14 protein-coding genes and 1 pseudogene are annotated in these 18,145 nt (G+C 71.2%); 9 read left to right on the top strand and 6 right to left on the bottom strand.

Translation table 11 applies throughout. The features are described from left to right. Window positions 1-582 (bottom strand): GntR family transcriptional regulator (locus tag ACQEUR_RS23990; RefSeq protein WP_433035207.1); only part of this gene is annotated, 582 nt, incomplete at its 3' end. Window positions 583-768: 186 nt separating this feature from the next. Here ACQEUR_RS23990 and ACQEUR_RS23985 point away from each other — a divergent pair. Continuing rightward, complete coding sequence (locus ACQEUR_RS23985; protein WP_433035204.1) at window positions 769-2,058, top strand: glycosyltransferase; 1,290 nt, start codon at window positions 769-771, stop codon at window positions 2,056-2,058. Window positions 2,059-2,473: 415 nt separating this feature from the next. Here ACQEUR_RS23985 and ACQEUR_RS23980 read toward each other — a convergent pair whose 3' ends face one another. Together ACQEUR_RS23980 and ACQEUR_RS23975 are read right to left on the bottom strand one after the other, a co-directional pair. Then, window positions 2,474-2,917 carry a hypothetical protein gene (locus ACQEUR_RS23980; protein WP_433035201.1) on the bottom strand — a complete coding sequence of 148 codons (444 nt, stop codon included), beginning with the start codon at window positions 2,915-2,917 and terminating at the stop codon, window positions 2,474-2,476. Window positions 2,918-3,086: 169 nt separating this feature from the next. Next, window positions 3,087-4,331 carry an MFS transporter gene (locus ACQEUR_RS23975; protein ID WP_433035198.1) on the bottom strand — a complete coding sequence of 415 codons (1,245 nt, stop codon included), beginning with the start codon at window positions 4,329-4,331 and terminating at the stop codon, window positions 3,087-3,089. Between the two features lie 79 nt (window positions 4,332-4,410). On the opposite strand from ACQEUR_RS23975, the gene ACQEUR_RS23970 reads away from it, so the two are divergent. The 6 genes from ACQEUR_RS23970 to ACQEUR_RS23945 all read left to right on the top strand — a co-directional run bounded on the left by ACQEUR_RS23970 (window position 4,411) and on the right by ACQEUR_RS23945 (window position 9,128). Beyond that, window positions 4,411-5,028, top strand: a complete 618-nt coding sequence (locus tag ACQEUR_RS23970) for a CGNR zinc finger domain-containing protein (RefSeq protein ID WP_433035195.1) — start codon at window positions 4,411-4,413, stop codon at window positions 5,026-5,028. A gap of 167 nt (window positions 5,029-5,195) precedes the next feature. Beyond that, window positions 5,196-6,206, top strand: coding sequence for an ATP-binding cassette domain-containing protein (locus ACQEUR_RS23965; RefSeq protein ID WP_433035192.1), 1,011 nt, complete (start codon window positions 5,196-5,198; stop codon window positions 6,204-6,206). Next, entirely contained in the window at window positions 6,203-6,994 is a 792-nt protein-coding gene (locus ACQEUR_RS23960; protein WP_433035189.1) for an ABC transporter permease, read from the top strand. The genes ACQEUR_RS23965 and ACQEUR_RS23960 overlap by 4 nt, the downstream gene beginning before the upstream one ends. Window positions 6,995-7,280: 286 nt before the next feature. Further along, window positions 7,281-7,958 (top strand): TetR/AcrR family transcriptional regulator, encoded by a 678-nt coding sequence (locus ACQEUR_RS23955; RefSeq protein ID WP_433035186.1) that lies wholly within the window; start codon window positions 7,281-7,283, stop codon window positions 7,956-7,958. Between the two features lie 93 nt (window positions 7,959-8,051). After that, the gene (locus ACQEUR_RS23950) at window positions 8,052-8,717 is read left to right on the top strand and encodes a DUF998 domain-containing protein (protein ID WP_433035183.1); all 666 of its coding nucleotides are present in this window, start codon (window positions 8,052-8,054) and stop codon (window positions 8,715-8,717) included. A 231-nt stretch (window positions 8,718-8,948) separates the two neighbouring features. Continuing rightward, on the top strand, window positions 8,949-9,128 hold the full coding sequence (locus tag ACQEUR_RS23945) for a hypothetical protein (RefSeq protein WP_433035181.1): 180 nt from the start codon (window positions 8,949-8,951) through the stop codon (window positions 9,126-9,128). A gap of 65 nt (window positions 9,129-9,193) precedes the next feature. Here the strand turns inward: ACQEUR_RS23945 and ACQEUR_RS23940 are convergent, their stop codons facing one another. Next, window positions 9,194-9,349 carry a hypothetical protein gene (locus tag ACQEUR_RS23940; protein WP_433035178.1) on the bottom strand — a complete coding sequence of 52 codons (156 nt, stop codon included), beginning with the start codon at window positions 9,347-9,349 and terminating at the stop codon, window positions 9,194-9,196. Between the two features lie 123 nt (window positions 9,350-9,472). Between ACQEUR_RS23940 and ACQEUR_RS23935 the strand changes: the two genes are divergently transcribed. Together ACQEUR_RS23935 and ACQEUR_RS23930 are read left to right on the top strand one after the other, a co-directional pair. Further along, window positions 9,473-9,940 carry a BBE domain-containing protein gene (locus ACQEUR_RS23935; RefSeq protein ID WP_433035175.1) on the top strand — a complete coding sequence of 156 codons (468 nt, stop codon included), beginning with the start codon at window positions 9,473-9,475 and terminating at the stop codon, window positions 9,938-9,940. 491 nt (window positions 9,941-10,431) lie between these two features. After that, window positions 10,432-15,881: pseudogene (locus ACQEUR_RS23930) on the top strand (carboxyl transferase domain-containing protein). 66 nt (window positions 15,882-15,947) lie between these two features. Here the strand turns inward: ACQEUR_RS23930 and ACQEUR_RS23925 are convergent. After that, on the bottom strand, window positions 15,948-16,796 hold the full coding sequence (locus tag ACQEUR_RS23925) for an isocitrate lyase/PEP mutase family protein (protein WP_433035172.1): 849 nt from the start codon (window positions 16,794-16,796) through the stop codon (window positions 15,948-15,950). A 161-nt stretch (window positions 16,797-16,957) separates the two neighbouring features. Beyond that, window positions 16,958-18,031 carry a protein kinase domain-containing protein gene (locus ACQEUR_RS23920; protein ID WP_433035169.1) on the bottom strand — a complete coding sequence of 358 codons (1,074 nt, stop codon included), beginning with the start codon at window positions 18,029-18,031 and terminating at the stop codon, window positions 16,958-16,960. Between the last annotated feature and the right edge of the window lie 114 nt (window positions 18,032-18,145).

Genomic DNA, 18,145 nt, shown 5'->3' with positions numbered 1-18,145 from the left:
CGCTTCATCCAGCGGTTGCGCAAGCGGCTGTAGCTGTTCCGGGACTTCGCGGCCCTTGAGCAGGGTGACCCACAGGCGCGACATCTGGTCCGAGAGCTGGTCGAAAGTTGACCGCAACCAGCGGTTCGCGCTCGCGATGGCCAGGACCTGGAAGACACGCATCGACAGCTCGGAGAAGCGCAGGACCGCTTCCAACTGATACTCACCGTCGGTATCGGGCGGGGACCACTCGGTCAGCAGCCGGGCAAGCTCTTGCGCCTCGACGTCGGAAAGGCGCTCCAAGCCCAGGCGGACAAGCTCGGGGCCGATGAGATCCCACGCCTCGACCAGTTCCGCCACTTCCTGAGCGTCGAGGGGGCTCACGACGTAACCGGCCCGGGGCAGCGTGATGATCAACCCCTCGCGGTCCAGACGAGCGAGCGCCCGACGAATCGGAGTCAGCCCGTACGGAGTCGAGCGGGCCAGTCCTCGCTCAGTTAGCGACGACCCCGGCGGGAGTTCACAGGCCACGATGCGGGTACGCAGAGCCGCGTAGGCCTGCTGCGTCAGCGACGCCTCCCCCGTCGCACCCTGGTCCGCCACAAGAGGAAACCCTAGCCCGCCCGCCACCGGCGATCCCAGGCGACATCGCACGCTCTCCGCAAACCGGGCTTGACCACCCCGGCCACGACAGCCATGCTCGGTACTGAAATTTCAGCCAGATCAGAAGGCGGACTGCCGGTCTCAGAGGTCCTCGGGACGCGGTCGAACAGAGGGGATCTCAGCAGGATGAAGGCATTCGTGCTCGCGTTCGGGACGCGTGGCGACGTACAGCCGTTCGTCGCCCTAGGACGCGCGCTGTCCGACGCCGGCCACGAGGTACTGGTGGCCGGGCCGGCGTGTTACGAGTCGCTCGCCGCTGCCGGCGGCGTTCCGTTCGCGCCCATCGACGACCAGTGGAACCGGCTCACCGACGAGCCCCACATCCAAGAGGCACTCGCGACGAACTACCGCGGGCTGAAGGCGAAACGGACAGCCATCGAGGTGGTGCGCCGGACCCGGCAGTACCTCGCCGCCGCGCTCGACGACATCACCGCAGCCGTTCCTGCCCAAACCGACGTCGTTGTGCACCACACCATGCTCCCCGGCCAGCACCTCGCCGAGGCCCTCGGCGTCCCCTCAGTCCCGGTGGCACTGCAGCCGAACTGGGTTCCGACCGGCGCCTTTCCGTGCCCGATGTGGGCCCCGCCGTGGCTGCCCAGACCCTTCAACCGTCTGAGCTACCGACCGGCCGCGCTCGCACCTCAGATGCTCCTCGGAGCGGCAGGGAAGCACTGGCGTGCACGACTCGGGCTGAGGTCTCGGCGTGGATCCGGTGACCCGTTCCGCCGCCCCGACGGAGGCCCCGCCTTCGTACTGCAGGCGTTCAGTCGCCACGTCCTGCCGCAGCCGGCCGACTGGCCCGGATACGCGCCCGTTACGGGATACTGGACCCTCACCAGTGAGGACCAGGGCCCGTCGCCCGCCCTAGCCAGGTTCCTCGACAGCGGAGCACCGCCGATCTACGTCGGCTTCGGCAGCATGCGCGGCCAGAATCCCGACGCGATCGGCAAGATGGTCCAACAGACAGTCCACGCAACCGGACTGCGAGCCGTTGTCGCAACCGGCGCCGGCGGGATCGCAATGGCAGGCTCGAACACCGACTCCGTCCACGTCGTCGACGAAGCTCCGCACGACTGGCTTTTCCCCCGCACCGCAGCGATCATCCATCACGGCGGAGCAGGAACGACAGCTGGCGCGCTGCTCGCCGGACGCCCACAGGTGATCTGTCCCTTCACCGGTGACCAGCCGTTCTGGTCCGAGCGAATGCAATCCATCGGCGTAGCCCCAGACCCCGTCCCACAGCGGCAGATCACCGCCGAACGCCTCATCGGGGCAGTCGAAGCGACGAGATCCGACACCACGATGCCCCGTAGGGCCACCGAAATTGGAGAGCTCGTGCGCTCCGAAGGCGGAACACCTCGTGCGGTCGAACTTCTACTCGAGCTCACGGCTCACCAGGCCGCACGCTCGGCCTGAGCGTTCAGGACGCTTCGTCCCGAACGACACCGTGCAGGCATGGTCGAAGCGATCTCCGGGGCGTGCCCAGTGCCGTGGGTGATGGCCTGGCTCGCCCTCTAGGCGCCACCCTTCGGGGACGGCCTGAACGGATTCGATGAAGAAGGTCAGGCGCTCGATATGCATGGCCATATGGTGCACGGCCGCCGTGGAGCCCAGGTGTCGGTCGAGGAACACCGTTTGGCGAATGCGTACGGAGGATGACGGGAGATCCGGTCTCGACGATGGCCGAGTTAGCCGATCGTGCTCGGCCGAAGCCCTACTGCTCTGACTCCTACTCGCGCGCCGATCTGTACGACCGCGTCGGGGTGCACACCTGGCGGCTCGGCGGGCGGCCCAAAGAGCAGGGTCCTCAGCGGTACGCGGGGGCCGTGGGTCACCGCAAGAGGTCGTGCCGGCCGAGGCCGCGCAGCGCACGCCGCACCCGTCGAGCGTCGCGGTTGCGGTACCGCAGCGACCGGCAACCGTTCACGTCGGTCCACGCAGCGACAGGAAGACCACGCTGCTGCAACTCCGCACCGATCCGCGCTACCTCGTCGGGATCCTCGCCCCAGAACACCCCGGTTTCCAGCCGCCCCCAGCGACGACGGTCGACCCCAACAAGCACGGCCAGGCCACCCAGCGCACCTGCCAGTGAGCCCGCAAGCTGCGGCGCAGCGATCGCACGGCCGGCACCGTAGCCGACACCACCGCCGACCAGACACACCAGCACCACGGCCGCCCACCCGATCGCGTTAAGCCGGACGCTGCGAAACAGCCGAACCCGGCCACGGTAGCCACCCCATCGCGACGATCGATAGAACGCGAACCGACGATCCACCCGGCCCCCACGAAAGCGCCGCTCGTCAGCCAGTGTCCCATGCGCCGCAGCTCTACACGTCCATGCCTGCGAGTGCGTATGGGCCGATCACCGCCGGGTGAGGCCGCCGGCGATCTCGGTGGAGGACTGCCCGTCGATTCCGAGACCGGAGCACGCCAGGAGGTGCCGCTCACCTGTCCGCCAGACGCGCGGATCCGGATGGGACCTTCGGATCACCGCATTCGGTGTCACTGCGCTGTCCTCCCTGAGTGCCGGCGGCCGGCCGGACGAGTCGCTCGCCGAGGGCCATCACCAGAGCGGCGACGCCGAGTAGGGCGCCGATCAGCACGGTGCTGTGCACGCCGTGGCTCGGCAGCGCGAGGCCGCCGACGAAGGCACCACCGGTGATGCCCACGTTGACAGCGGCGGACACGGTGGCGGCGGCGAGATCGGAGCGCCCGGGCGCCACCTGCAGCACGAGGCCACCGAGCGCCGCGGTGAACGCGGCGAACGCCAGTCCGGCCAGAGCGATCAGGCCGACGGCCAGTGTCGGCTGTTGGCCGAACGTGTACAGCCCGAGCAGTGCCACCGACTGCAGCGCGACGGTCGCCACCAGGGCGAGCCACGGGCTGCGGTCCACCACCGCTCCGATGGCGAGAATGCCGAGCACGCTGGCGATGCCGCGCGCCAACAGGATGGCCCCGACCGACGAGGCGGAGAACCCGCTGACCTCGGTGACGAAGAGCGCGACATAGGTGTAGGCGGCGATGGCGCCGGCGGTGGCCAGGATCGCCACCGCCACCAGCAGCCAGAAGCGGCGTACGTCGGGCGTCGCGCCCCGGGCGGCGTGCCCCTGGTCGGGCCGCGTCGAGGGCAGCAGCGAGGCCACCACGACGAGCACGATCGCGCCGAGCCCGGCCACCGCCAGGAACGACGCCCGCCAGCCGGCGCGTTCGCCCAGCCAGGTGCCCGCCGGCACTCCCAGCGCCAGGGCGACGTTGCCGCCGGCGAACACGACCGCGACCACCCGCCCGCGTAGTCCGGGCCGGAACAGCTCGGCAGCGGCCGGCACCACGACCGCCCAGAACAACGCATGGGTCGCCGCGGTCGCCATCCTGGCCGCCAGCATCAGCGTGAACGTGCTCGCGAAGATCGTGACCGCGTTGCTGACGACGAAGCCGACCAGGAGCGCCGACAGCAACCGCCGGCGAGGGACCCTCCGGACCAGCGCCGTCAACGGCACCGAGGCCACCATCACCACCGCGCCGTACGCGGTGACGAGCATGCCCACCTGGGACGGTGAGACGGCCAGGTCCGCGGCCATCGGGAGCAGTAGCCCGATCGGCAGCGCCTCGGCGGTGGTGTAGAGGAACGTCCCACCTGACAAGCCGAGCAGCGCCCCCACTGCCCGCCTGCGCCCCGTCCGATCCCCCACCGTTGCCTCCTAAATTGGTTATGGTGGCAACATGCTAGTGACGTCCTCCGATGCGGGTCAACTGGTAAAGTGAGTTTCGATGGAAACAGTCGAGGACGTCACGCGGATGCGCCTGGTGGGCGGCAACCTCGCCCTGGACTTCGTCAACACCCGCACCGGCCCCCCCGAGGGGTCCCCGGACGACGACGTGCTCACGGGCTACCCCGAGCTGGTCGCCTGGGGGGCGTACGCGGGCGCCCTCACCGAGGCAGAGGCGGCAGCGTTGCGCCGGTTGTCCCGGGACGATCCCGGCGGCACCCGCGCCGCCTTCGCGCGATCGCTGCGCACCCGCGACTACCTCGACGAGATATTCCGGGCGCTGGCCGCTGACCGCAGCCCGAGCACCTCGGTGTTGGCCCGGCTTCGGGACGACGAAGCGGACGCGCTCGGCCACGCACGGCTCGATCGAGGAAGCACGTTCGGGTGGACCTGGCGGGACGACCACACCCTTGCCCGGCCGCTACGGCCGGTGGTGCACGCAGCGGTCCAGCTTCTGACCACGGGCACGCTGAACCGGATCAAGGGCTGCGGAGGCTGTCGCTTCATCTTCAACGACGAGAGCAAGAACCGCAGTCGCCGCTGGTGCAGCATGGACGACTGCGGAACCGCCGAGAAGATCCGGCGCTACGTCGCCGCACGTCGCACCCGTGCGACGTGATGCAGAACCCGTTGCCAGTACTCGAATCGGGTGGCTGAGCAGACGCTGTGGGAGCTTGTCGGTCAGTTCCGGAATGTGATCACGCACCGGACCACCAGCGACGCGGCCAGGGGCGCTGAAACCACGGTGAAACCGCCACGATCCGGCCCGGCGGCACTGTCGTACGTATGACGAACAACCCAACCGAGCCGGCTATCGCGGTGACCGGCCTGCGCAGGTCATACGGCAGCCAGGTGGTGCTCGACGGCATCGACCTGCACGTGCCCGAGGGCGCCATCTTCTCGTTGCTCGGCCCCAACGGGGCCGGCAAGACCACCATGGTCGAGATCCTGTCGACTCTCATCCGTGCCGACGCGGGTGAGGCGCGCATCTGTGGTCACGACGTGGTCCGTGATCCCGATCGCGTACGGGCGGCGATCGGCCTCACCGGCCAGTTCGCCGCGGTGGACAATTTCCTCACCGGGGAAGAGAACCTGCTGCTCATGGCCGACCTGCACCACCTGGGCCGGGCCGAGGGGCGGCGGCGGACGGCGGACCTGCTCGATCGGTTCGACCTCGGGAAGGCGGCGAAGCAGGCCGGCGCGACGTACTCGGGCGGCATGCGGCGCCGGCTCGACCTCGCCATGGGCCTCATCGGCAACCCCCGGGTGATCTTCCTCGACGAGCCGACCGCCGGCCTGGACCCGCGCAGTCGGCGCGACATGTGGCAGATCGTCCGGGACCTGGCGGCCCGGGGCGTGACGATCTTCCTCACCACCCAGTACCTGGAGGAGGCGGATCAGCTCGCCGACCGGATCGCCCTGCTCGACCACGGCCGGCTCGTCGCCCAGGGCACCCCGGCCGAGCTCAAGCGGCGGGTGCCGGGCGGCCACGTCGAGCTGCGGTTCGCTGACGACCTCGCCCTGGCCGCGGCTGCCGCGACCCTGAACGTGGCGCCGGACCCGGCCGACGAGTCGCTGGTCCTGCGGGTGCCGGGCGACGGCGGCGTCCGCTCGCTCAAGGCCCTGCTCGACCGCCTCGACGCCGCCGAGGTCGAGGTGGACGGGCTGACCGTGCGCACCCCCGACCTCGACGACGTGTTCTTCGCCGTGACCGGCCAGCCCGCCTCGGGGGTCGTGCCCGCCGCCGCTTCGGCAACCGTTTCCGCTTCCGGCTCCGAGAAGGTGACCGCACGATGAGCACGATGACCCTGGCCGTCCGCGACTCGACCACGATGCTGCGCCGCCAGCTGCGGCACACGTCGCGCAACCTGTCCATGACGCTGATGCTGCTCGCCGTGCCGATCATCTTCCTGCTGCTCTTCGTCTACGTGCTCGGCGGCACGCTCGGCGACGGCCTCGGCGGCGGGTCGGGCGGTCGCGGCGCCTACGTCAACTACGTCACGCCCGGCATCCTGCTCATCACCATCGCCGGCGCCGTACAGGGCACCGCGATCTCGGTGGCGATGGACATGACGCAGGGCATCATCGCGCGGTTCCGGACCATGGCGATCGCGCGGGTGTCGGTCCTGACCGGGCACGTGCTGGGCAGCGTGTCGCAGATCCTGTTCCAACTCACCGTCGTCCTCGGCGTGGCCGTACTCGTCGGCTTCCGGCCCAACGGGACCGCGATCGAATGGCTGGCGGCCGCCGGGGTCCTCACCGCGACCGCGTTCGCCCTCGTGTGGCTGGCCGTCGCGATGGGCCTGGCCACGAAGACCGTCGAGGCGGCGAGCAACCTGCCCATGCCCCTGACGTTGCTGCCCTTCTTCGGCAGCGGGTTCGTGCCCACCGACTCGCTGCCGGTGGGGCTGCGGTGGTTCGCCGAGTACCAGCCGTTCACCCCGATCATGGAGACACTGCGCGGCCTGCTCCTCGGCACGCCGATCGGGAACAGCGCCGTGATCGCGCTCGGCTGGTGCGCCGTGATCGGACTGGTCGGGTATGTGTGGGCGAAGCGGCTCTACAACCGGGACCGCACGCGCTGACCGACCCTCGGCCCGGGCCCGGCGCAGCGGCCGGGCGTGGGCTCCAGCGTCGGGCCCGGCTTCTCACGGCCGGGTGTCGCACCCATGGACCGGCCCAACCCGGTTGCCCCTGCGCGCCTGCCGGATCTCCCGTATGGGTGCCTCACCGAACACGCGATTCCACCGCGGTCCGCGTCGTCGAGACGACGTACTTCGGGAGCGCGTTTACCTTGCAGTACTGGACGGTACAGTACTTGAACCAGTACTATACCGTCCAGTACTCATTGATAGATCTGAAGGGAGGGTCATGACGGCCAGTACACCGCCGGGGACCAGCGGGTCGGAGCTGCCCGGGACGACCGAAGGACGGTCAACGCGCAAACGCCGCGAGATCACCGACGCCGCGCTGGCGCTCTTCTTGCGCAACGGCTACAGCAACACCAGCATGGATCAGGTCGCTGCCGACGCCCGGGTCTCCAAACAGACGGTCTACAAACACTTCGAGGACAAGGAACGGCTGTTCCACGAGATCGTCCGGGGCGTGACGCGCAACTCCGACCACATCCTCAATGAGCTGACCGCAGTGGTCGACGATGCTCCCGTCGGCACCGCCGAGGAACTGCGTAACGTGCTGGAGCAGCTGGCGCGGCGGTACCTCGACGCCGTGTTGCAACCGCACGTGATCTCGCTTCGGCGGTTGATCATCGGCGAGGCGGAGCGGTTTCCCGAGCTAGCCGACCACTACTACCAGCAGGCACCAGCCCGCGGCTTCGAACTCATCGAAACCGCGCTCCAACGATGGGTCGACCAGGGTCTCCTCGCGGTCCCGGATCTGAGGCTCGCCGCGACCCAGCTCTCCTACCTCGCGCTGGGCCTCGCCCAGGACCGGGCACAGTTCCACCCCGGGCAGACCCCGGAGCCGGCCGAACGGGCCAAGATCGCCAAGGCCGCTGCGAGCACCTTCCTGGCCGCGTACCGGCGGTGACCAGGCTGACGTCAGGCGGTGCGGGATTCACCCGGGCAACTCGCATCACCACGTACACGAACCCCGAGAATGAGTTGGAGCTCCCCTGTGACAATGCCCCAGGCCGCGTCCGGTTTTGATCGCGGCGCAGCGGTAACCCGCTCGATGTTGGGATGGGGCGTCGTCGCCGGCCCATTTTATCTCGTCTTCGGGCTCGTCCTTGCGGTCACTCGACCCGGTTTCAGCGTGGCACGCGACGCATTGAGCCTGCTGCTGCTGGGGGACCTCGGGTGGCTGCAGGGGCTGAACCTTGTGCTGTCGGGCCTGATGACGGTCGTGGCGGCGATCGGGCTGTTCCGCACTCCCGGATGGTCGCGGACAGCGGCGGCGCTGGTGGGTGTGTACGGTGCGTGCCTCGTGTTGAGCGCCGTGTTCCCGCCGGACGCGACCGAGAACTTCCCGCCCGGTGCCGCAGGTGGAGAGTTCACGGCGCAGGGAATGCTCCATCTTGTGTTTGGTGGCCTCGGGTTCGTGAGCCTCGGCATCGCCGCGATCATCGCCGGCTCCTGGATGCTTCGACGGCGGCCCTCCGGGGCGCTGTGGTCGAGGCTCGCCGGAGTGGTGATCATCGTCGCCTTTGTCGCCGGAGGGATGCTGTCCGCGTCGCCCAGCGGCGTCGCGCTCATCTGGGTGGCGGTGCTGGTGAACTGGGTATGGCTGGCGACGATCGCGATCGCGGCGTACCGCGCGGTGCCGCATCCCGTCGTCGCGCGGCGCTGACCCGGCCACCGGTCGGCGGGGCGGGTCACGCCGGTGCCTTTCACCGCTGCCCGGACGAGCGGTCGGGATGGCACCGTGCCCGCCGGCCAGGCCGATCCGCGCCGACGGAGCCAGCGCGCGACCGGGGCTGACACGGCCGATGGCGCGCCGGTCAGGACGGACGCCGTCATGTCGCCACCTTGTCGAGGTTGCGACGGCGGGGACAATGGAACCCGACGAGGGAGGTCGGCGATGGGTGAGGATCGCGCGCGGAGCGAGCGGCTGACCGACGAGGAGTTCGAGGAGCTGCGGCACGTCCGGTTCGGCAAGCTGCCCGCCCGCATCGTGCCGGCGGAGCTGGTCGAGACGGCGGAGACGCATCCCGCGCACGAGGAACCGGTGGAGCCTCCGGTACGCCGGGAGTGGGGGTAGCGGCGGCGGTCGGCCGCCGGTCCGGGCCCGCCGGGATGCGCCGGTCGGGTGCGCTGCGTCTGGCGTCAGTGCCGGTGCTCCGGTGCGGTGCGGGCGTCAACCGGTAGCCCGGGTACCGGCGCCGCGACCCGGGCCTGGATGGCGTCGAGGACGAGGTCGAGACCGAACGCGAAGCGGTCCAGCGCCCGTTGCAGGGTGTAGGGCAGCGTCGAGTCGGACACCGGGGAACTGCACGCGGCGTTCGCAGCCGGCCTGCGCGCCGCGTTCGGCAAGGTGCCGGCGTCCGGGATCCCCCGGATGACCCGGCCCCGCAAACGGCAGGGCGGCGCCGCGGGTTCACCGTCGTGGACCCGGGCGGCAACTGGCTGCGGATCAGTCGGCTCGGCGACGCAGACGCCGACTCGCCCGACCAACCCGATTCGGCCGACCGGCTGGCCCGGGTGCTGGCCGCCGCCGCCCGCCAGGCGGACTCACACGGCGACGAGGCCGCCGGCCTCCGGGTACTGGAGAACGGGCTCGCCCGGCATGCCGACGCGCCGCCGGTCCAGCGGCTTCCCGTGCTGGTCTACCTCGCCGAGCTGCGGCTTCGTACCGGCGGACGCGAAGCCGCAGCCGCGCGGCTCGCCGAGTTCAGCCAGGCACTACGGCCCTACGTGGACGGCGCCTACGTCAACGTGCCGAACATCGGGATGGCGGAATGGGAGACCGCCTACTGGGGGTCCAACTTCGACCGGCTGCGCAAGATCAAGGCGAAGTACGACCCGCACAACGTCTTCCAGTACGAGCAGAGCATCCCACCCGCGGCGCGCTGACCTGAAATCCTCCTCGGGACCCGATCCCGTCCAGGACACGCGGCGGGCGGCCTTCGCCAACCCGGAGACACGCAGTCACCACGGGTAAAGGGGCTGAGGACGGAGAGCTTCGGTAGCGGCGCTGTGCGGACAGCGCCGCCACCGACAAACACCCCCGGCTGCCGGTACGGCGACGATCCGCGACCGGCAACGACCTGTCCCCGGCGAGCCCGACACCGCTGATCCCGTCGGCTACCTCACCCGGGTCACGGGTTACCATGCTCGGGCGTTCGCCCAGTCACCCACGCCGCATCGTGCGGTTGCGTGCCGTGGCGAACCTCGCGTGGGACGGGCCGCCTTTGTGGGGTCCCGACAACGCAGCGGCTCCGGCATGCGCGATGCGGGCCATTGGTGTACCCGGCGGTAATCGAGCAGGGTGTAGACAGGTGTAGGCGACGATCCGAGACCCGGACGTCGCCTTCTGCGCGTGGGTACTAGGGGAGGCTCAGCCGGTGTTCAGTCGTGTCGCCATCGTCAATCGTGGAGAGGCCGCGATGCGGCTCATCCACGCTGTCCGGGATCTTTCAGCGGAGACCGGAACGCGAATCGAGACGGTGGCCCTCTACACCGACGCCGACCGGAACGCGACCTTCGTCCGCGAAGCGGATGTCGCCTACCCGCTGGGCCCCGCCTCGGCCCGCCCGTACCTCGACCACGCCGTGCTGGAGCGGGCGCTGACGGAGACCCGGGCCGACGCCGCATGGGTCGGGTGGGGTTCGTCGCCGAGGACCCGGCGTTCGCTGAGTTGTGCGAGAAGATCGGTGTCACCTTCGTCGGACCCAGCGCCGAGGCGATGCGCAAGCTCGGCGACAAGATCGGCGCGAAGCTGATCGCCGAGGAGGTTGGAGTCCCGGTCGCACCGTGGAGTCGCGGCGAGGTCGCCACCCTCGCCGACGCGCTGCGCGCCGGCGAGGAGATCGGCTACCCGCTGATGCTCAAGGCGACCGCGGGCGGAGGCGGGCGCGGCATCCGCATGGTCGCCTCGGGCGAGGACCTGGCCGACGCCTACGAGCGCACCAGCCAGGAGGCCTTGCGCGCCTTCGGCTCCGGCGTGGTCTTCCTGGAGCGCCTGGTCACCGGTGCCCGGCACGTCGAGGTCCAGGTCATCGCCGACGGGCAGGGCACCGCCTGGGCGCTGGGGGTCCGGGACTGCTCGGTGCAACGGCGCAACCAGAAGATCATCGAAGAGTCCGCCTCCCCGGTCCTGGCACCGGAGCAGGCCGCGGAGCTGAAGGTGTCGGCCGAGCGGCTCGCCGTGGCCGTCGGCTACCGCGGTGCCTGCACCGTCGAGTTCCTCTACCACCCCGGCGACAGGCTGTTCGCCTTCCTCGAGGTCAACACCCGACTCCAGGTCGAGCACCCGATCACCGAGATCACCACCGGTACGGACCTGGTCCGGCTCCAGCTGCACGTGGCCAACGGCGGGAAGCTGGAGGGCACCAGGCCGGTCGAGTCCGGCCACGCCGTCGAGGCCCGGCTCAACGCCGAGGACCCCGACCGCGACTTCGCCCCCTCCCCCGGCCGCATCGCCCGGCTGGTGCTGCCCACCGGGCCCGGCATCCGGGTGGACACCGGCGTCAGCGAGGGCGACACCATCCCGGCCGACTTCGACTCCATGATCGCGAAGATCATCGCGTACGGCCGCGACCGCGAGCAGGCGCTGGGCCGGCTGCGCCGCGCGATGGCCGACACCACCGTGATCATCGAGGGCGGCGTCACCAACAAGAGCTTCGTGCTCGACCTGCTCGACCAGCCCGAGGTGGTCGACGCGAGCGCCGACACCGGCTGGATCGACCGGGTCCGCGCCGAAGGCGGCCTGATCAGCCACCGCAACTCCGCGATCGCCCTGGTCGCCGCCGCCATCGAGGCGTACCAGGACGAGGAGGAGGTCAGCCGCCAGCGGCTGCTCTCCACCGCGCACGGCGGGCGCCCGCAGGTGCAGCACGAGAGCGGTCGCCCGCTGGATCTCAAGCTCCGCGGCGTCGGCTACCGCGTGAGCGTCGTCCGTGTCGGCCAGAAGCGCTTCCGCGTCGGCGTTTCCGGCGGCGGTGACGTGCACCTGGCGGACGTCGAGGTCGACCGGTTCGACGCGCACACCGGCCAGGTCGTGGTCAACGGGCACCGCTTCCGGCTGGTGTCGGCCACGCACGGCCCGATCCACCTGATCGAGGTCGACGGCGCCACCCACCGGATCAGCCGCGACGAGGGTGGGGTGGTCCGCTCGCCCGCGCCCGCGCTGGTCGTGGCGACGCCGCTGTCTGTCGGAGACGAGGTCGACTCGGGCGCGCCGATCCTGGTGCTGGAGAGCATGAAGATGGAGACGGTGCTGCGCGCGCCGTTCCGCGCCCGGGTACGCGAGTGCCCGGTGTCGGTGGGCAGCCAGGTCGAGACGGGCGCGCCGCTGATGCGCCTGGAGCCCTCGCCGCCGACGAGGGCGCCCGGCGAGACCTGAGTCGCGGTCGAGCGCGCGTCGAGATCGAGCGGCTCGCCAGCCGCGGACTCTCGCGCAGCCCGCCTGCTGGGCTTCGACGTCGACCCGCAGGACCGCGAGCGCCTGCTGTCCGGGTACGTGGCGGGCCGGGCCGAACTGGGTGGCCGGCCGCTGCCGGGTGAGGTCGACCTGCTGACGGTGTTCGCCGACCTGTCCGAGCTGAGCCGCAACAAGCCGGGCGGTGAACTCGACGTCGAGCCGGGCAGCCCCGTGCACAGCCCGCGCGAGTACTTCCACAGCTATCTGCAGAGCCTCGATGTCGAACGCGCGGGCGTCACCGAGGGGTTCCAGGTCAAGCTGAAGCAGGTACTCGGGCACTATGGCATCGCCGAGCTGGACCGTACCCCGGAGTTGGAGGCCGCGGTCTTCCGGATCTTCCTGGCGCAGCAGCGGATGTCGACCAACGTCGCGGTCGTGTCGGAACTGCTGCGGCAGTGGCTGGCCGGGGTGCCGCCGCTGGAGTCGCTGAGCGAGCGTGCCGGGCTCACCCTGGAGCACCTGGTCGAGGCCACGCAGGTGCGTTTCCCCGCCGTGTCGGACCTGGCCCGCGGTGTGGTGTTCCGCTGGTTCGCCCAGCCGCTGCTGCGCCGCGACCGCGCCAGGGTCTACGCCGCCGTGCGCGACGAGCTGCGCTACCTGGACCGCAACCCGGACGCGCCGGACCGTGCGGAGCGGATCCAGGCCATGGTCGCCAGCGCCGAACCGCTGGTCCGGCTGATCGGTCAGCAGATCGGGCGGCCCGGTCGGGACCACGCTCCGCTGCTGGAGGTGCTGACCCGCCGCTACTACGGCAACCGCAGGCTGTCCGAGGTCACCGCCCGGGAGGTCGCGGGCTGCCGGTTCGTCACCGCCGCGTACACCGGCTCGGGCGGCGAGACGCGCGTGGTCACCACCGCCATCGACATCGCCGCCCTGCCCGACGCCATCGGCGCGGTCGGCGCGCTCGCCGCCGGCGTCGCCGAGCGCGGGCTGGTCGCCGACCTCTACCTCACGTGGCGGGGCCAGCCGGACGCCGACGCGATGGCGGTGCGGCTCGGACAGGCCCTCGCCGAGCACCCGCTGCCCGCTGACGTCCGCCGGATCACCACCACCGTCGCCGGCACCAGCGGGGCGGTCATGCACCACCACTTCACCTTCCGGCCCGACGGCGCGGGCTTCGCCGAGGACCGGCTGATCCGCGGCCTGCACCCGCAGATCGCGCAGCGGCTGCAGTTGCAGCGGCTGCGCGAGTTCGACCTCACCCGGCTGCCCTCGGCCGACGAGGAGATCTATCTGTTCAAGGCCGTGGCGAAGAGCAACCCGGCCGACGAGCGACTCGTCGCGATGGGCCAGGTCCGGGACCTGACGCCGCTGCGCGACGCCGACGGCAGGCTGGTCGCGCTGCCCACGGTGGAGGACGCGATCACCGCGGGGCTGGACGCCATCCGCAACATCCAGGCGCAGCGTCCCCAGAACAAGCGGTTCGACACCAACCGGATCATGATGTACGTCTGGCCGGCGACCGAACTCTCCACCGACGAGCTGAACGCGCTGGTCCAGCGCATCCTGCCGACCACGGCGGGCGCCGGGCTGGAGGAGGTCCAGTTCGTGGCCCGCCAGCGCACCGCCGGCGGCGAGCTGACCGAGGTCGCCGTGCGGATCACCCTCGATCCGGGCCACGGGGCGCGTCTGCACGTCGGCGAGCCGTCGACGGAGCCGCTACAGCCGCTGGACGACTACCGCCAGAAGGTGCTGCGCGCGGCCAGGCGCGGCAACGTCTACCCGTACGAGCTGACCGGCCTGCTCGCCGGGCCGGAGGGCAGCTTCGTCGAGCACGACCTCGACGAGAACGGTGCGCTCGTGCCGGTGGAGCGGCCGAAGGGGAAGAACTCCGCGGCGATCGTGGCGGGCGTCGTCACGACCCCGACCGAGCGGCATCCCGAAGGCGTGACCCGGGTGGTCCTGCTCGGCGACCCGACGAAGGCGCTGGGCGCGCTGTCGGAACCGGAGTGCTCGCGGGTGATCGCCGCCCTCGACCTGGCCGAGCGGATGCGGGTTCCGCTGGAGTGGTTCGCGCTGTCGGCCGGCGCGCGGATCTCGATGACCTCGGGCACCGAGAACATGGACTGGGTCGCGGCCGCCCTCAAGCGGATCGTCACGTTCACCCAGGACGGCGGAGAGATCAACATCGTGGTCGCCGGTATCACCGTCGGCGCCCAGCCGTACTGGAACGCCGAAGCGACGATGCTCATGCACACCAAGGGCATCCTGGTGATGACGCCGGACTCGGCGATGGTGCTCACCGGCAAGCAGTCGCTGGACTTCTCCGGCGGCGTGTCGGCCGAGGACAACTTCGGCATCGGCGGCTACGACCGCGTGATGGGGCCGAACGGCCAGGCCCAGTACTGGGCACCCAACCTGCCGGCCGCCCGCGACGTACTGATGGCGCACTACGACCACACCTACGTAGTGCCCGGCGAGACGGCGCCGCGAAAGGCGGCCACGAACGACCCGGTCGACCGCGACGTCTCCGAGTTTCCGCACGCGATCGTCGGCAGCGAGTTCGCCGCCGTCGGCCAGATCTTCTCCGCCGAGCACAACCCGGACCGCAAGAAGCCGTTCGACATCCGCACGGTGATGCGCGCGCTGTCCGACCAGGACCACCCGGTGCTGGAGCGCTGGGCAGGCATGGCTGACGCGGAGACGTCAGCGGTGCAGGACGTACACATCGGCGGTTGGCCGGTCTGCCTGATCGGCATCGAGTCCCGGTCGGTGCCGCGGCGCGGCTTCCCGCCCACCGACGGGCCGGACACCTACACCGCGGGCACGCTGTTCCCGCGGTCGTCGAAGAAGACCGCGCGGGCCATCAACTCGGCGTCCGGCAACCGGCCCTTGGTCGTGCTGGCGAACCTCTCCGGGTTCGACGGCTCACCGGAGTCGATGCGCAAGCTCCAGCTGGAGTACGGCGCCGAGATCGGCCGGGCGATCGTCAACTTCGACGGCCCGATCGTGTTCTGTGTGATCTCCCGCTACCACGGTGGCGCGTTCGTGGTGTTCTCCAAGGCCCTCAACCCGAACATGACCGTGCTGGCGCTGGAGGGCTCGTTCGCCTCGGTGCTCGGCGGCGCCCCGGCGGCGGCCGTCGTCTTCTCCGGCGAGGTGAACAACCGCACCGCGACCGACCCGCGGGTCACCGAGCTGCAGACGCGGGTCTCGGCGGCCAGCGGCGCCGAGCGGGCGGCGCTGAACGCCCAGCTCGCCGAGGTGCAGTCCGCCGTCCGGGCGGAGAAGCTCGGCGAGGTCGCCGCGGAGTTCGACCGGGTGCACAGCATCCAGCGCGCGGTCGAGGTCGGCTCGGTGGACGCGATCATCAGCGCCGCCGAGCTGCGGCCACGGATCATCGAGGCCATCGAGCACGGCATGAAGCGCTGACGCGCCTTCCCGGAGTACGCCGGAGCCGAACGGAGTGGGTCGTAGGGGTCGCGTCGAGGTGAACCGTCATGATGTCGCACCATCTCCGGCAAGCAACGTGTTGACCTCCGCGTAGGTGGCGAGCCCGGCGGCGAAGCCGAACGTGCCGTGCTCGCGCAGTTCGCGGGCGGCGTCCCGGGTCGCGCTGAGCGCCACCCGGGCCAGCGAGGATCCCAGGCTGATCCGCCGGGCGCCCGCCTCGGCCAGTTGCCCGACGGTGACCCCGGGGGAGCTGCCGGCCAGGACGTTGACCGGCCGGGAGACGGCGCCGCACACGGTTGCCACGGCGTCCACGCCGGGCAGGCCGGGCGCGTAGAGCACGTCCGCACCGGCCTCCTGGTACGCCCGCAGGCGCGCGAGCGTGTCGTCCAGGTCGGGCCGGCCGTACAGGAAGTTCTCCGCGCGGGCGGTGAGCGTGAACCGGAACGGCAGTTCGCGGGCGGCCGTGACGGCGGCGCGGACCCGGCGCACCGCCTCGTCCAGCGGCAGGATCGGCTCGGCGGGGTTGCCGGTGGCGTCCTCGATCGACCCGCCCACCGCGCCGGCGTCCGCGGCCCGCCGGATCGTCTCGGCGACGTCGTCGGGCGTCGGGCCGAAGCCGTCCTCCAGGTCGGCCGTCACCGGCAGGGTCGTGGCGGCGGCAATCGCCCGCACGTTGGCCAACGTCTCGTCCCGGGTGACGAGGCTGGCGCCGTCGGCACGGCCGAGGCCGAACGCCAGGCCGGCGCTGGTGGTGGCCAGAGCCGCGAAGCCCATCTTGGCAAACAGCCGGGCCGTGCCCGCGTCCCACGGGTTGGGGATGACGAAGGTGCCCTCCTCGTGCAGCGCGGCGAACTGCTCGGCCCGGCGGTCGCGCTCGGCGGCGTCGATGGTCATGGCATGCCCTTCCGGTCGGGATCGGTCATCGCAGTCTGAACACTGCGTGCCCGACTGTGAAGGATCCCGGGGCCCGTTACCCGACGTCGACCACGACCTTGCCGCCGACCGCCTCCCGGAGAGCCGCGTTGCGCAAGGCTCAGTGCGCCCGGCCGGCGGGGTCAGGCGCGGTGCCGCCCGGGGCGCGCGACCCGCGGATCCGACGGCGCCGAAGCCGGCACGGGCGACGCCGGACCCGCCACCTCGCCAGCCGGACCGCGTCCGTCGAGGTATGGCGGCGGCGAGAACGGCTCGACGGCCGCCGCCCGGGTCACCTCGTCCAGCACCGGATCATCCACCGACACCGGCTGTCGGGGCGCCATGACAGGCGGACGGGAGGACGGCGGCAGGACGCCGACCGGGACGTACACCTGCGCCTCCACCGCCTCGGCCAGCAACAGCGCCATGGCGACACTCGTCGGCCGGTCGGCCGGATCGGCGCTCAGGCAACCCAGGCACAGCTCGGCCACGTCGGCGGGCAGGCCGGCGACCGGCGGCAGCGGCTCCGGTGGCCGGTAGACGTGGGACAACGGCCGATCAGGTTCCGTGCGTACCGGCCACGGCAGCCGCCCCGCCAGGCTGAGATAGAGCACCACGCCGACGGCGTACACGTCGGTGGCCGGGCTGGCGCGGACCCCGTCGAGCCGCTCCGGGGCGACGAACGCCGGTGTGCCCACCACCTCGCCCCCGGCTGCCAGGTCACGTTCGCCGATCAGTGCCGCGATGCCGAAATCGAGAACCTTCACCCCGGCCGGGGTGAGCACGATGTTGGCCGGCTTGACGTCCCGGTGCACGATGCCGCCCTGGTGGGCCGCGGCCAGCGCGGCGCCCGCCTCCGCGCAGACCCGGACCGCGATCCGCCAGTCCAGCGCCCCGGACCGCAGATGCACGGCCAGCGTCTCACCCTCCACGAGTTCCATGACGATGTACGGCGCCGGCCGGCCGTCCGGCAGGGGCGCCAGGCCGAAGTCGTGCACGCTGGCGATGTTGGGATGAGCCAGCCGGGCCGCGGCGCGGGCCTCCGTCCGGGCCTGCTCCACGATCGCCCGACCGGCCGCCGCGTCGGCGTACGGCAGGGTGATGACCTTGACCGCGACCGGCCGGTCGAGCACCTCGTCGTGGGCCTGCCAGACCTCCGACATGCCCCCTGCCCCGATCCGCTGATCGAGGCGGTACCGCCCGTCCAACACCGGCATCCCGCGCCCCCGACACCTCTCCCCCGCCGCCGGTCCGGATCGACGACGGTCGGGAACACCGCTACCCCCGGTCCGCCCGGCACAAACCGCGACCCTCGGCGTAACGGCCGGTCA

The organism is Plantactinospora sp. CA-290183 (genome assembly GCF_050936375.1).
Taxonomy (GTDB): Bacteria; Actinomycetota; Actinomycetes; order Mycobacteriales; family Micromonosporaceae; genus Plantactinospora.
Note: the sequence above shows the minus strand (reverse complement) of the source record. Positions and strands in the feature narration are given on the sequence as shown.